Origin of the sequence: Vibrio sp. V04_P4A5T148, assembly GCF_963875605.1 — a bacterium.
GTDB lineage: Bacteria > Pseudomonadota > Gammaproteobacteria > Enterobacterales > Vibrionaceae > Vibrio > Vibrio anguillarum.
This window is the reverse complement of sequence record NZ_CAWNMS010000019.1, coordinates 59,479-73,029: the sequence shown is the minus strand read 5'-3', so window position 1 is coordinate 73,029 and position 13,551 is coordinate 59,479. Positions and strand designations below refer to the sequence as shown.

At 44.0% G+C, this 13,551-nt stretch carries 11 protein-coding genes; 9 read left to right on the top strand and 2 right to left on the bottom strand.

Going from position 1 to position 13,551, the window contains the following annotated elements; all coding sequences use genetic code 11:
- The coding region (locus AACT18_RS01980) for a transketolase-like TK C-terminal-containing protein (RefSeq protein ID WP_303396224.1) at nucleotides 1-948 on the top strand (948 nt) is incomplete at its 5' end.
- Between the two features lie 63 nt (nucleotides 949-1,011).
- Here the strand turns inward: AACT18_RS01980 and AACT18_RS01975 are convergent.
- A complete protein-coding gene (locus AACT18_RS01975) occupies nucleotides 1,012-1,914 on the bottom strand; it encodes a LysR family transcriptional regulator (protein WP_094125364.1) in 903 nt (300 codons plus the stop codon).
- A gap of 143 nt (nucleotides 1,915-2,057) precedes the next feature.
- Here AACT18_RS01975 and AACT18_RS01970 point away from each other — a divergent pair, with 143 nt between their 5' ends.
- From AACT18_RS01970 to mscS, 5 genes are all read left to right on the top strand, one after another.
- On the top strand, nucleotides 2,058-4,013 hold the full coding sequence (locus tag AACT18_RS01970) for a ligand-gated channel protein (RefSeq protein ID WP_094125363.1): 1,956 nt from the start codon (nucleotides 2,058-2,060) through the stop codon (nucleotides 4,011-4,013).
- Between the two features lie 199 nt (nucleotides 4,014-4,212).
- Nucleotides 4,213-5,238: an erythrose-4-phosphate dehydrogenase gene (gene epd, locus AACT18_RS01965; RefSeq protein WP_026027970.1), complete on the top strand. Its 1,026-nt coding sequence runs from the start codon at nucleotides 4,213-4,215 to the stop codon at nucleotides 5,236-5,238.
- Nucleotides 5,239-5,386: 148 nt separating this feature from the next.
- Nucleotides 5,387-6,550: a phosphoglycerate kinase gene (locus tag AACT18_RS01960; RefSeq protein ID WP_026027969.1), complete on the top strand. Its 1,164-nt coding sequence runs from the start codon at nucleotides 5,387-5,389 to the stop codon at nucleotides 6,548-6,550.
- A 153-nt stretch (nucleotides 6,551-6,703) separates the two neighbouring features.
- The gene (gene fbaA / locus AACT18_RS01955; protein ID WP_013857804.1) at nucleotides 6,704-7,780 is read left to right on the top strand and encodes a class II fructose-bisphosphate aldolase; all 1,077 of its coding nucleotides are present in this window, start codon (nucleotides 6,704-6,706) and stop codon (nucleotides 7,778-7,780) included.
- Between the two features lie 233 nt (nucleotides 7,781-8,013).
- Entirely contained in the window at nucleotides 8,014-8,940 is a 927-nt protein-coding gene (mscS, locus tag AACT18_RS01950) for a small-conductance mechanosensitive channel MscS (protein WP_013857803.1), read from the top strand.
- A 74-nt stretch (nucleotides 8,941-9,014) separates the two neighbouring features.
- Here the strand turns inward: mscS and AACT18_RS01945 are convergent, their stop codons facing one another.
- The gene (locus AACT18_RS01945) at nucleotides 9,015-9,647 is read right to left on the bottom strand and encodes a LysE/ArgO family amino acid transporter (protein WP_017047512.1); all 633 of its coding nucleotides are present in this window, start codon (nucleotides 9,645-9,647) and stop codon (nucleotides 9,015-9,017) included.
- 124 nt (nucleotides 9,648-9,771) lie between these two features.
- Between AACT18_RS01945 and AACT18_RS01940 the strand changes: the two genes are divergently transcribed.
- The 3 genes from AACT18_RS01940 to AACT18_RS01930 all read left to right on the top strand — a co-directional run bounded on the left by AACT18_RS01940 (nucleotide 9,772) and on the right by AACT18_RS01930 (nucleotide 13,494).
- Entirely contained in the window at nucleotides 9,772-10,668 is an 897-nt protein-coding gene (locus tag AACT18_RS01940) for a LysR family transcriptional regulator ArgP (RefSeq protein ID WP_017045436.1), read from the top strand.
- Between the two features lie 102 nt (nucleotides 10,669-10,770).
- Nucleotides 10,771-11,463 (top strand): oxidative stress defense protein, encoded by a 693-nt coding sequence (locus tag AACT18_RS01935; RefSeq protein WP_176428373.1) that lies wholly within the window; start codon nucleotides 10,771-10,773, stop codon nucleotides 11,461-11,463.
- 165 nt (nucleotides 11,464-11,628) lie between these two features.
- Nucleotides 11,629-13,494, top strand: a complete 1,866-nt coding sequence (locus AACT18_RS01930) for a sensor domain-containing diguanylate cyclase (RefSeq protein ID WP_094125034.1) — start codon at nucleotides 11,629-11,631, stop codon at nucleotides 13,492-13,494.
- The last annotated feature ends 57 nt before the right edge of the window (nucleotides 13,495-13,551 follow it).

Genomic DNA, 13,551 nt, shown 5'->3' with positions numbered 1-13,551 from the left:
AACCCAGCCAATATTGCGTCACGTAAAGCGTCACAAAATGCGCTGGAAGCGTTTGGTAAAATGCTGCCAGAATTTATGGGCGGCTCGGCGGACTTGGCACCGTCTAACCTCACCATGTGGTCGGGCTCTCAATCGCTCACGGCGGAAGATTTCTCGGGTAACTACATTCACTATGGTGTGCGTGAATTCGGTATGACTGCCATCATGAATGGTATCGCGCTGCACGGTGGCTTCGTTCCTTACGGCGCAACCTTCCTGATGTTTATGGAATACGCCCGTAATGCAATGCGAATGGCCGCGCTGATGAAGATTCAGAACATCCAAGTCTACACTCATGACTCGATTGGCTTGGGCGAAGATGGCCCAACCCATCAACCGGTTGAGCAAGTGGCTTCACTGCGTTTGACACCGAACATGAGCACATGGCGTCCGTGTGACCAAGTGGAATCAGCCGTCGCATGGAAGTTGGCGATTGAGCGTAAAGATGGCCCATCAGCGCTGATTTTCTCTCGTCAAAACCTAGCGCAGCAACCACGTAGCGAAGCGCAAGTTGCGGATATCGCGAAAGGTGGTTACATCCTAAAAGAGTGCGCGGGTCAGCCTGAGCTTATCCTGATTGCCACTGGCTCTGAAGTTGAACTGGCGGTGAAAGCCGCAGAGCAACTTACAGCCGAAGGTAAGAAAGTGCGTGTAGTTTCGATGCCATCAACCGATGCGTTTGATAAACAAGACGCAGCCTACCGCGAAGCCGTACTACCAGCCGCCGTGACTAAGCGTATTGCAATTGAAGCAGGTATCGCGGATTTCTGGTACAAGTACGTTGGTTTTGGCGGCAAGATCATCGGTATGACTACCTTTGGTGAGTCAGCACCGGCGGATCAACTGTTCAAAATGTTCGGCTTTACGACTGAAAACGTGGTGAAACAAGCACAAGAACTGCTTGCTTAAGTCTTCTTATTTTTAATGCAAAAGCCCAGCGAGTCATTCGCTGGGCTTTTTTGATCTTGATGTTTATGATGCTTTCCATTCTTCAGGACAGGCTTGACGTAGCGCGTCGATAAACAGACGCAGTTTGAGCGGATGTCTGCCTGCTGGATAATGACAACTAATTTCAGTGGGTGGCGACAACCATTCTGGCAAACATGCTTGCACACTGTTTGGGTGCGCTTGTTCAAAGCCTTTGGCAAACCATGTTGGCAGTAAGCCGATGCCTCTTCCTTTGGCTATTGCATCCGCTTGCATAGCTAAATTATCACTCTGCAAGCGGCTTGTGAGCGCAGGTAAAAGATAGCTGCCGTGAATAGGATGGATGAGAGCCAAAGCTTCTTGGCGAAAAGCGATAAAATCAATCCAAGGATGTTTGACTAGATCCTGTGGATGCTCTGGCATGTCGTTATTGGCAAGATAGTGTGGCGACGCATAAGGTGAATATTGCCAATGGCCGAGCAATTCACGTCTCCAGCCTTGTTGAGCAAACGGGCCAATCCAAATCAATAAATCAGGCTCAAGATGCGACTCTTCTGCCACATATTGGCTGTAGAGTCGAATGTTGATTTCGGTATGGGTTTGCATGAACTCATCCAATACGTTGCTCAACCAGCCACGAATTAAGTTCGGATGAACCACCAAGGTCATTTCACCGCTGATTTGGTTATTAAACTCTTGCAGTGCTTCATGGCTTTTTTCTGCTAATTCAAGCAGTTGTTCTGTATAAACTGCAAAAACTTGCCCAGCTTTAGTCAAAGTTAGGCGGTTGCCTTGCCGAGCAATTAAGGCTTGTCCGAGATCGTTTTCCAAAGACGCCAAACGTCGACTGAGGGTGGACTTAGGCTGTTCCAGCGCTTTCGCCGCCGCAGTCAGGCTTTTGTATTGACAGAGAGCATGGAAAGCTTTGATCGCACTGAAATCATGCATAAGTAAAATGGCCTTTTAATCTAATCATCACTGTGTTCCATATTCGGTATCGACCATTCCATCTGTCTATCTATCTCAATCATCAAAATTATGAATAATCCACTCCTGAAATTAATAATCATTATCATTTAAAGGAGTGGTACATGTCCAGACTCAATCCGCTGAATGTTGCAATTACTGCGGCGCTCGGGTTATTCACCTCATCACACGTTTTCGCTGAAGAAATTCAATCTTATGAGAAATTAGTGGTGACGGCGGCTGGTTTTGAACAAACACAAGCGCAGGCTCCAGCGAGTATCAGTGTGATTACACGAGAAGAGTTGCAATCACGTTATTATCGTGATGTAACCGATGCACTGCGCAGTGTGCCGGGCGTGTTGGTGACTGGAGGTGGTGATAAAACAGACATCAGCTTGCGCGGTATGAGTTCAAACTACACCTTGATGTTAGTCGATGGTAAGCGTCAATCTTCGCGTCAAACTCGACCAAATAGTGATGGCCCAGGTATTGAGCAGGGATGGATGCCACCACTGCAAGCCATTGAACGAATTGAAGTGATTCGTGGCCCAATGTCGACTTTGTATGGTTCAGATGCGATTGGTGGTGTGATCAACATCATCACACGAAAAGATAATCAAGAGTGGTCAGGCAGTGTTCAGTTGGATACGGTTTTCCAAGAAAATCGCAATTCTGGCGATCAGAACGGCGTCAATTTCTTCCTGACAGGGCCACTGGCCGACAATCTTTCTCTGCAAGTTTATGGACAGAGTACCGAACGCGATGAAGATAAGATTGAACGTGGCTACCAAGACAAAAGCTTAAAAAGTTTAACTTCAAAGTTGAACTACCAACTTAATGAGCAGCATGATCTGACTTTTGAAGTGGGTACTTCCGCACAAGATCGCCGAGGCAATGTAGGGTTATCCGTGCCAACGACAGGTTGTAAAGGTGGGTGCGAAGACAGCTTAAACGAATACCGTAGAACCTATATTTCCCTTTCTCACCAAGGGGATTGGGGCGACTATGGTGTGTCGGATACTTATGTCCAACGTGAAGTAAGTCACAATAAAAGCCGTGAGATGGAGATCATCAATACGGTGGCTAAATCAAGCTTAGTGGTGCCATTGACTAACAATACGGCAACCGTAGGCATTGAGGCTTCACATTCAAAGTTAGAAGATTTTACCTCAAATAAAGCCTCTGATTTAACTCAGATTGAAAGCACTCAATGGGCGGCGTTTGTTGAAGACGAGTGGCGCATGACCGAGTCGTTTAACCTAACCTTAGGTGGCCGTGTTGACCACGATGAAAATTATGGTTCTCATTTTAGCCCAAGAGCGTATGGCGTGTGGACCATCAATCCAGCGTGGATTCTGAAAGGTGGCGTGGCCACGGGTTTCCGTTCACCGCAGCTCAGAGAAGTCACGCCAAATTGGGCGCAAGTGAGTGGTGGCGGTAATATCTACGGCAACCCAGATTTAAAACCCGAAACTTCAATCAACAAAGAGTTGGGGTTGATGTACCAAAATGGAGCGGGTCTTAACGCGAGTTTGACTTTCTTCCATAATGATTTTAAAGACAAAATTACCCGTGTTGTGTGCCCCAGCCACATTTGTACTGCAGGTCCGAACGAGTGGGGTTCTGATCCTACTTATCGAGTGAACGTTGATGAAGCGTACACGCGTGGGGTTGAAAGTACGCTCGGTTTACCTATCACAGAAACGGTTTATTTCAACGCGAGTTATACCTTTACTGACTCAGAGCAAAAAACCGGAAAATATCAAGGTATGCCACTTGAGCAACAACCTGAACATCGCTTCAGCGCTGATATTGATTGGCAAGCGACTGACAACTTGAGCAGTTGGTTGAAGCTGACTTATCGTGGAAAAGAGAGCAACCCAGTCACTGGCCCTTCTCGTAGCAGCTTGATTGAGCCAGCTTATCAGTTCATCGATACTGGCATCACTTACGCGCTTTCTTCTCAAGTAAGCTTGAAAGGTGCGATTTACAATCTACTCGATGAAGAAATTTCATACCAAGAATATGGCTATGTAGAAGATGGACGTCGTTATTGGTTAGGTATTGACGTTAACTTTTAAACCATCAATACCGCAAATGAAATGGCTCCCGTTTGGTGAGCCATTTTTTATGGTCATCTTTCTTGTCGTAGCCGCCGTTGCTTGTACCTTGAGTCCGTTTAGAAACGGAATCTTTTGCGACAACTGATGGCTTGGGGTGTTGCTCTTGGTCGCTATCGGTTACTATCTGTACCACGAAAAAAGTTAAGACGATGGAATGATGCTTAAAGTCGCGATCAATGGTTTTGGGCGTATCGGGCGCAACGTGCTGCGTGCGATATATGAAAGTGGAAAAAGTCAGCAGATAAAAGTGGTGGCGGTGAATGAGCTGGCGCTACCTGATGCGATGGCGCATCTACTGCAATACGACACTACTCATGGTCGATTTGGTAAAAAGATCACCAATGATCAAGAGCATATCTATGTTCATCATGGGCTGGATGAGTATGACTCGATTCGAATTTTGCACCTTAGTGAAATCAAACTTCTGCCATGGCGCGATTTAGGCGTTGATATTGTGCTCGACTGCACGGGTGTGTACGGCTCAAAAGCCGATGGTTTGGAGCACATTGAGGCAGGTGCAAAGAAGGTACTCTTTTCACATCCCGGCTCACATGATCTGGATAATACAATCATTTATGGGGTCAACCATGAGACGCTAACCGCAGAACACCGCATTGTGTCGAACGGATCCTGTACCACCAACTGCATTGTACCGATTATTAAAGTGCTTGATGAAGCGTTTGGTATCGATTCAGGAACCATTACCACCATTCACTCGTCAATGAATGATCAACAAGTGATCGATGCCTACCACACCGATTTGCGTCGAACACGTTCCGCAAGCCAATCCATCATTCCAGTGGACACCAAGTTGCACAAAGGAATTGAAAGGATCTTTCCGAAATTTTCTAACAAATTTGAAGCGATATCAGTGCGCGTACCGACAGTTAATGTCACCGCGATGGATTTGAGTGTCACAATTAATACAAATGTGAAAGTTAATGACGTAAATCAAACCATTGTTAACGCATCTCAGTGTACATTACGTGGCATTGTTGACTATACTGAAGCTCCGCTTGTTTCCATCGATTTTAACCACGATCCCCATAGTGCGATTGTTGATGGTTCACAAACAAGAGTGAGCAACGGGCAGCTTGTTAAAATGCTCGTTTGGTGTGATAACGAATGGGGCTTTGCGAATCGCATGCTGGATACGGCACTCGCAATGCAAGCATCCGAGTAGTAGCAGGATGATGGAGATTTATTTATTTTCAGGCTTGAAATAAATAACTCAAATCTCCATATCGATAACCAGTTTGAAGAATTTATAGGCTCGGCAAGGTTGCCGGGTTTCCAAAAACTTTATTTATTAATATTTGAGAGGACAAACCATGTCTGTAATCAAGATGACCGACCTGGACCTAGCAGGTAAACGCGTATTTATCCGTGCTGACCTAAACGTACCAGTGAAAGATGGCAAAGTAACTTCTGATGCACGTATTCTTGCATCACTACCAACAATTCAGCACTGCCTCGCGGCTGGCGCTAAAGTGATGGTTACTTCTCACCTAGGTCGTCCAACTGAAGGCGAATACGCGGAAGAGTTCTCTCTACTACCAGTGGTTAATTACCTAAACGACGCACTAGATTGCGAAGTTAAACTGGCAAAAGATTACCTAGATGGCCTAGAGCTAAACGCAGGTGAGCTTGTTGTTCTAGAAAACGTTCGCTTCAACAAAGGCGAGAAAAAGAACGAAGAAGAGCTATCTAAAAAATACGCCGCTCTTTGCGACGTATTTGTGATGGATGCATTTGGTACGGCTCACCGTGCACAAGCCTCAACTCACGGCATTGGTATGCAAGCACCTATCGCTTGTGCTGGTCCACTATTGGCAGCAGAACTTGAAGCACTAGGCAAAGCCATGGATAACCCAGAGCGTCCATTAGTGGCTATCGTTGGTGGCTCAAAAGTGTCTACTAAACTAACGGTTCTAGAATCGCTATCTAAAATTGCTGACCAACTGGTTGTTGGCGGTGGTATTGCTAACACTTTCATCGCAGCAGCAGGCCATAACGTAGGTAAGTCTCTATATGAAGCAGACTTGCTTGAAACGGCTAAAAAGTTGATGAAAGAGTGTTCTATTCCAGTAGCAACAGATGTTGCTTGTGCAAAAGCCTTTGATGAAAACGCAGAAGCGGAAATCAAAAACGTGGCGGATGTTCAAGATGACGATATGATTTTCGACCTAGGTCCAGACTCAACCGCACAACTGGCTGAAATCATCGCTAACGCAAAAACCATTCTATGGAACGGTCCTGTTGGCGTATTTGAATTCAAAAACTTCGAAGCAGGTACAAAAGGTATCTCTGAAGCGATTGCGAAATCTGCAGGTTTCTCAGTGGCTGGTGGTGGTGACACACTAGCGGCAATCGACAAGTTCGGTATCAAAGCCGACGTATCTTACATCTCTACTGGCGGCGGTGCATTCCTTGAGTTTGTTGAAGGTAAAGTACTACCAGCGGTTGAAATGCTAGAAGCACGCGCGAAAGCTTAATGACTAATGAAAGCGGGAGTGATTCCCGCTTTCTTGTTTGCTGCACGTGTGTTTTTATTCTGATAGAATGACGCCAGTTGTGAGCAAACGTTTGCAAGAATTTAAACTTAACTGTTTTATTTTTAAAACGATAGAAAAAATAGGATCAAATCCATGTCTAAGATCTTCGATTTCGTAAAACCAGGCGTAATTTCTGGCGATGACGTACAGAAAGTATTTGAAGTTGCAAAACAAAATAACTTTGCTCTTCCTGCAGTAAACGTAGTGAACACTGACTCTATCAATGCGGTTCTTGAAGCTGCATCTAAAGTTAAAGCGCCAGTGGTTGTTCAGTTCTCTAACGGTGGCGCGGCTTTCTTTGCTGGTAAAGGCGTTAAACTTGCTGGTCAAGGTGCACAAATCCTAGGTGCGGTTGCTGGCGCGAAATATGTTCACGCTGTAGCAGAAACTTACGGTGTGCCTGTTATTCTTCACACTGACCACGCTGCGAAGAAACTACTTCCTTGGATCGACGGTCTACTAGACGCAGGCGAAGAGTTCTTCGCTCAAACTGGTAAGCCTCTATTCTCTTCTCATATGCTAGACCTTTCTGAAGAGTCTCTAGAAGAGAACGTTGAAACTTGTGCGAAATACCTAGAGCGTATGGCTAAAATGGGTATGACTATCGAGATCGAACTGGGTTGTACTGGTGGTGAAGAAGACGGCGTTGACAACTCAGACATGGATTCATCTGAGCTGTACACTTCTCCTGAAGACGTAGCTTACGCTTACGAGAAATTGAGCGCAGTGAGCCACCGTTTCACTATCGCAGCTTCTTTTGGTAACGTACACGGTGTTTACCAAGCGGGTAACGTGGTACTGACTCCAACTATCCTACGTGATTCACAAGCGTATGTTTCTGAGAAATTTGGCCTTCCAGCGAACTCTCTAAACTTCGTATTCCACGGTGGTTCTGGTTCTTCTGAAGCCGAGATCAAAGAGTCAATCAGCTATGGTGTTATCAAAATGAACATCGATACTGATACTCAGTGGGCAACTTGGGACGGTATTCGTCAGTACGAAGCTGAAAACCATGACTACCTACAAGGTCAAATTGGTAACCCTACGGGTGAATCTGCGCCAAACAAGAAATACTACGATCCACGCGTATGGCTACGTGCTGGTCAAGCATCGATGGTTGCTCGTTTAGAGAAAGCCTTCGCTGACCTTAATGCGATCGACGTACTATAAGTTCATTTATCTGGACTAAGTGATGAACCCGCTCAATGAGCGGGTTTTTTTATGGCCGAGATTCAGACAAAATGACTGGCGGATTGTTAAAATATTGCTTAACCTCTAACAAGCTCATATCAATGCTTCCAAGTAACTATTTGTTTTGTCAGTGTTTACATAAAACTGACTTTGCAACATAACCAAAGTGAGATATTGTGCCAAAAAACTGACACTCTGCTGTCAGTCGTTTTTTGTCTTTGATGTTCAGTGGTAACAACAACATTCAAAATGATTTTATAAAGAGGAAATGCAATATGTCAGGTGAATCAATGGGCATCGAAGCTCCATTAGTCGATGGTTTAGCGCAAGCCAATACTTGGCTGACCAATAATTCAGATCTTTTGATACAATACGGCGTCAATATTATTTCCGCTATTCTGATCCTATTTATCGGTAACATTGTTGTTAAAGCTGTCGCTGGAAGTGTTGCCAAGGCTCTGAAAAAGAAAGACATGGACAAAGCAGTTGTTGAGTTTGTTCATGGCCTAGTCCGTTATACGCTATTTGTAGTGGTATTAATTGCCGCTTTAGGTCGCATTGGTGTGCAAACCGCTTCTGTTGTGGCCATTATCGGTGCGGCTGGATTGGCGGTTGGTTTAGCGCTACAAGGCTCGCTATCAAACTTTGCTGCGGGCGTTTTGATTGTGGCATTCCGCCCATTCAAATCCGGTGATTACGTGGAAGTGAGTGGTACTGCTGGATCGGTTGAATCGATTCAAATTTTTTCAACAGTACTGCGCACGCCTGACAATAAAATGGTGATTGTGCCTAATGGTTCGATCATCAGTGGCCCAATTGTTAACTATTCACGCCATGACACTCGTCGTATTGATTTGGTGATTGGTGTTTCTTATAAGTCCAATCTGCAAAAAACCAAGGAAGTGCTGGCTAAAGTAGTCGCGGCAGAGCCTCGTTTGTTGAAAGATCCTGCACCGACTATTGGTGTAATGGCCTTGGCCGATTCTTCAGTCAATTTTGTGGTTCGCCCTTGGGTGAAAACGGCAGAGTATTGGGCTGTTTATTTTGATTTGTTACAAGCCATCAAAGAAGAGTTGGATAAAGAAGGTATTGAGATCCCATTCCCACAAATGGATGTTCATCTGAATAAAATGAATTAATTCATTTTCAATCAAGTGAAAAGGGCATGAAATGATTATTCAGTTCATGCCCTTTCTTTTTGTTGGTTATACACTTACACCAGATATTGAATTGCCAGCCCTTTTGCAAGGATAAAGGCGATGCTAAACATCATTGCAGCCACGGCCATGTCTATTCCTTTCTTCACGTTAGGCTTTGAGAGCGTCGGCCCCAGCTTCGCAGCACCAATTGATAAAGAATAAAACCATACAAAAGAGGCCATCATGGTTCCTAGCGCAAACGCGATGCGATCATGGCCTTCAAACTGACCACCAATCGATCCCAAAATCACAACCGTATCTAAGTATAAATGTGGGTTAAGCACAGTAACGGCTAACGCGCCTAGAATAACCGTTCGTTTACCACGTGCGATCACTTCGCCATCCGATTCATTAGTGCTTGTTGAAGTGAAGGCACTCCTTAAAGAAATAAATCCATAAAATGAGAGAAAAGCAACACCGCCTAAGGTAACCGAGGTCAGTAAGATTTCGTTACTTGAGAGTAGGGCACCGCCACCAAATATACCCAGAGAAATAAAAATCACATCCAGTAGACTACAGATGGTCGCCGTCGTTAAGTGGTGATTGCGCTTAATTCCTTGGTTTAGCACATAGGCATTTTGTGCACCAATAGGAATAATCATCGTTGCACCTAATCCAAAACCTTGTAGCAAAATCCACACATTCACAGCTCACCTCATCGTAATAATTCAATACAGTGAGCGCACAATAGCGAGAGTATAAAAATAAGTATAATTAATGATTTTAATATTATATTAGTAATACTAATATAATATTAAAAAGGAGCCTAGGATGAGAGGGCTAGATTACAAATGGATTGAGGCATTAGATGCGGTACTGCAACAAGGAAGCTTTGAACGAGCCGCTGAAAATCTCTATATTTCACAATCGGCTATTTCTCAAAGGATCAAGCAATTAGAGAGATTTATCGCCCAACCAGTCCTGATTCGAGAGCAGCCACCAAGGCCAACGCTGGTGGGAAAAAAATTGCTAGGGTTGTATCGTAGGGTGTGTTTGCTTGAAAATGAATTGGTGCCTGAATTGATGAATGAGGAGAATACGCGGCCCGTTTCAATAGCTATTGCCACTAATGCGGACAGTTTGGCCACTTGGTTACTTCCTGCGTTATCGAATACGATGAAAACGCGGCAAGTTGAGTTGAACCTGACGGTTTTTGGTGAGTCACGTACGATCGAAAAAATTAAAAATGGCGAAGTAGCTGGCGCAATAAGCTTAGAATCGCAAGCCATTCCTGGTTGTCATGCTGACTACTTAGGCCGAATGGACTATGTGTGTGTTGCCAGCCCGGAGTTTTATCAGCGTTATTTCTCTCAAGGTGTGAACTTTCATACCTTAAAAAAAGCACCAGCGGTATCGTATGATCAGTATGATGATCTGCATAAAAAATATTTGCATGATCACTTCAATGTGCCAAGAGATGCCGTCATAAACCATACCGTGGGTAGTTCAGAAGCTTTTGTTAAATTAGCCCTATCCGGTGCGGCGTATTGTTTGATCCCTCGCTTACAGATAGCACAAGAGCTCGAAATAGGCACGCTTACCGACATTACACCAGGGTTCATTTTAACCAACCGTATTTATTGGCATCATTGGCAGTTAGAAACGGGAATATTACAGGAAATTTCTCAGGCCATCGTTCAATATGCTCGCCAAGTGTTGCCGCAATGACAAAAGTTCAACGTCAAAGTTGTGTCATTTCATAAGCTATTAACTGTGCTTATATAGAGTATCGCCTATGATGTATTCACCCATTTGACTAAGGTAACTCCCATGAAATTAATGACAAGTGTAACGCTATTATCTGGATTGCTCAGTTTTGGTTCTATGGCGCAGGAAATGAATTTTCCTCATCTTTCAACGACAGGTTATGGTGAAGTCGTTGCGGTACCTGATATGGCTGAGTTTTCAGTTAAAGTGGTTGAATCGACGCTGACGGCGGAGCAGGCAAAAAGAGCGGTCGACAAAGTGGTAGAAGCATTTGTGGCGCGTTTGAAAGAATCCGGTGTGACTTCCCAACAAATATCGAGTTCAAATCTCTACCTTGTCCCTCAATATCACTACCCTAAGTCCGGCAAGCCTGAGTTAGTGGGTTATCAAGCAACAAGAAGTGTCACGGTTGAGGTTGAAGATTTAAGCCAGCTTAATCAATACCTTGATGTAGCGCTCGGTGAGGGCATTAACCAAGTCGACAATATTCAACTTAAAGTTCGGAATCAAGAGCAATACCAGCAACAAGCTCGGCTAGCGGCGATTCAAGATGCGAATATCAAAGCGCTATCATTGGCGGAAGGATTTAAGTTGAAATTAGGTGATGTGTGGCAGATAGACTACAACTCGCCCAGCGTGCAGCCGATTATGATGCGTGCCATGGCAATGGATGCAAAATCTGAATCTAATAGTTACCAAGACTCGACGCTTATTATTCGCGATAGGGTGGACGTAGTCTATCAATTAAACAACTAAGCCCTTACCTAAGCTACTGATTAATTAGTTAATTTAAAGTGGATAAAAACGAGCCTTTACTTCCATAAATTGATTGTATTATTAATCGGTAGCTTTTTGTTTTGTCTATTTTTTAAGATGCTATAATCCGCTCATCACTATTTAGGGTTAATATTTAGACAAGTCATGAGATACACAAAAATAATCAGCATCCTTCTCATCATTTGTTTCTTATTCAGCGCAATAGTGACTGGGTATTACTATCAGCGCTACCAAGAAGTGAAAGACAACGCAACGCAAAACACGGTAGCGGAGGCGTTTGATCAACTCAATGAAAGTGAGCGACAGTATCGGGGGTTGAAAGCTCAGGTCGGTTCCATTATTGATTTGCTTAGTCGAAGCCAAAGTTTGTATGAATTTATTTTTTCTCCTTCAGAGATAAACCAGCAGCATCTTGAAAATATATGGTCTTCTGTTGCTGAAAAGCAGACATGGTATAGTTCGATTACACTTTTGGATTTATCTGGGCATGAGCGACTTCGTATTGATTATTCTGCGGACAACCATTTAGCCTCTAGTGCAAAAAATCTTCAAGACCTTTCACATCATGGTTATGTTGCCTTTGCAGAAAACCTGTCAGAGGGAGAAGTGGGGGTTTGGGGCATTGCATTGGCTAGTGCTCGAAGTGCTGCGGCTACACAGCCGATGCTATGTGTGATTACGCCAGTTACCGTATTAGGGGAGCGAAAAGGCTATTTAGTCCTCAATGTTGATATTTGGTCACAATCTTCGCGTTTAAATCATGTCCGTGATCCACAATTAACTCCTGAGCTGATCGGCGATTCAGGTTTCTATTGGTCTTCCAACGATAAAACCAAATTATTTGGAGACTTATTACCGTCTAATCAATACGAGAATCTTGCACTTCTGCTACCGAAAACTTGGCAGCAAATGCAGACAACTCCTTCTGGCTATGTATTCGAAAATGGCAAGGTTACGGTTTATAAAACCCTTAAATTTGCTTCATTGAAACCTGTTTTTTTGATGATTCAACTCACCGATGAGCAATTAGATCATCGAGCGAAGCGTGACGTCAACGATTTAATCAAAGAAGCTTTTTTTGTCTTCTTCGTTATACTCATTTTTGCGCTTCCCATGGTTTCTATGGCGTTGCATTACCATCATCGAAGTATTGAAAGCAAACTGGCAAGAGCGGCCTTGAATGGTATGTCTGCAGTGATGATCTCAGACAGAAAGCACAAAGTGATGATGGTTAATGGCGAATTTGAAAAGATTACAGGTTTGACTATTGACGAGATAAAAGGCAGTAACGCATTAAAGTTACTGCTCAGTCCAAATGGTATGGAGTTTATGCTCGAGGTGCTTGAAGAGGTATCGCAACAACATTTCTGGGAAGGTGAAGTAGAAATGGTCAATACACAAGGTGAGACTCTAACCGCCATCATGAGAATTCAAGCGATTAAAGAGGCGACTAAAGTCAGTTATTACATCACCTCTTTAGTCGATATTACTCAGTACAAAGTCTTAGAAAACCGATTGCGAGAATTGAGTGAAAAAGATGCGTTAACTCAGCTATGGAATCGGCGTAAATTTGAAGCAGAATTGCAGCATCATACGCACATCATTCAACGTTATCCCGAAAGCCATCATGTTTGTCTCGTCTTAATTGATATTGATTACTTTAAACGAGTGAATGATGAACAAGGACATGATGAAGGTGATCGTGTCATTATTAAAGTTGGTGAAATTTTGAGCCAAACATTGCGTACCACCGATTTTCTGGCACGTATTGGCGGTGAAGAGTTTGCGATTATTATGCCGCACACTTCTGTAGAAGAAGCCGAGACTGTCCTAGACCGATTACGAGTAGCGGTAGAGCAAAGCCTCACCGTGACTATCAGCGCTGGCTTTACTGACTTAACCGCAGATGGTAAACGCTCGTATAAATGCGCTGACATTGCTTTATATGAGGCGAAAACCTTAGGGCGAAATCGAATTTCACTGTGCAAAAGCAGTGATGATCTTGCTTAAGGCATACCGCAAAGAGTGATGGGTTTGGCAAGTAAAGCGTAAATAGCGAAAATAAAA

Excerpts from the sequence above, each read along its gene's own strand:
- AACT18_RS01975 (WP_094125364.1), bottom strand. The coding sequence starts at position 1,914 with ATGCATGATTTCAGTGCGATCAAAGCTTTCCATGCTCTCTGTCAATAC.
- AACT18_RS01970 (WP_094125363.1), top strand. The coding sequence starts at position 2,058 with ATGTCCAGACTCAATCCGCTGAATGTTGCAATTACTGCGGCGCTCGGG.
- epd (WP_026027970.1), top strand. The coding sequence starts at position 4,213 with ATGCTTAAAGTCGCGATCAATGGTTTTGGGCGTATCGGGCGCAACGTG.
- AACT18_RS01960 (WP_026027969.1), top strand. The coding sequence starts at position 5,387 with ATGTCTGTAATCAAGATGACCGACCTGGACCTAGCAGGTAAACGCGTA.
- fbaA (WP_013857804.1), top strand. The coding sequence starts at position 6,704 with ATGTCTAAGATCTTCGATTTCGTAAAACCAGGCGTAATTTCTGGCGAT.
- AACT18_RS01940 (WP_017045436.1), top strand. The coding sequence starts at position 9,772 with ATGAGAGGGCTAGATTACAAATGGATTGAGGCATTAGATGCGGTACTG.
- AACT18_RS01935 (WP_176428373.1), top strand. The coding sequence starts at position 10,771 with ATGAAATTAATGACAAGTGTAACGCTATTATCTGGATTGCTCAGTTTT.
- AACT18_RS01930 (WP_094125034.1), top strand. The coding sequence starts at position 11,629 with ATGAGATACACAAAAATAATCAGCATCCTTCTCATCATTTGTTTCTTA.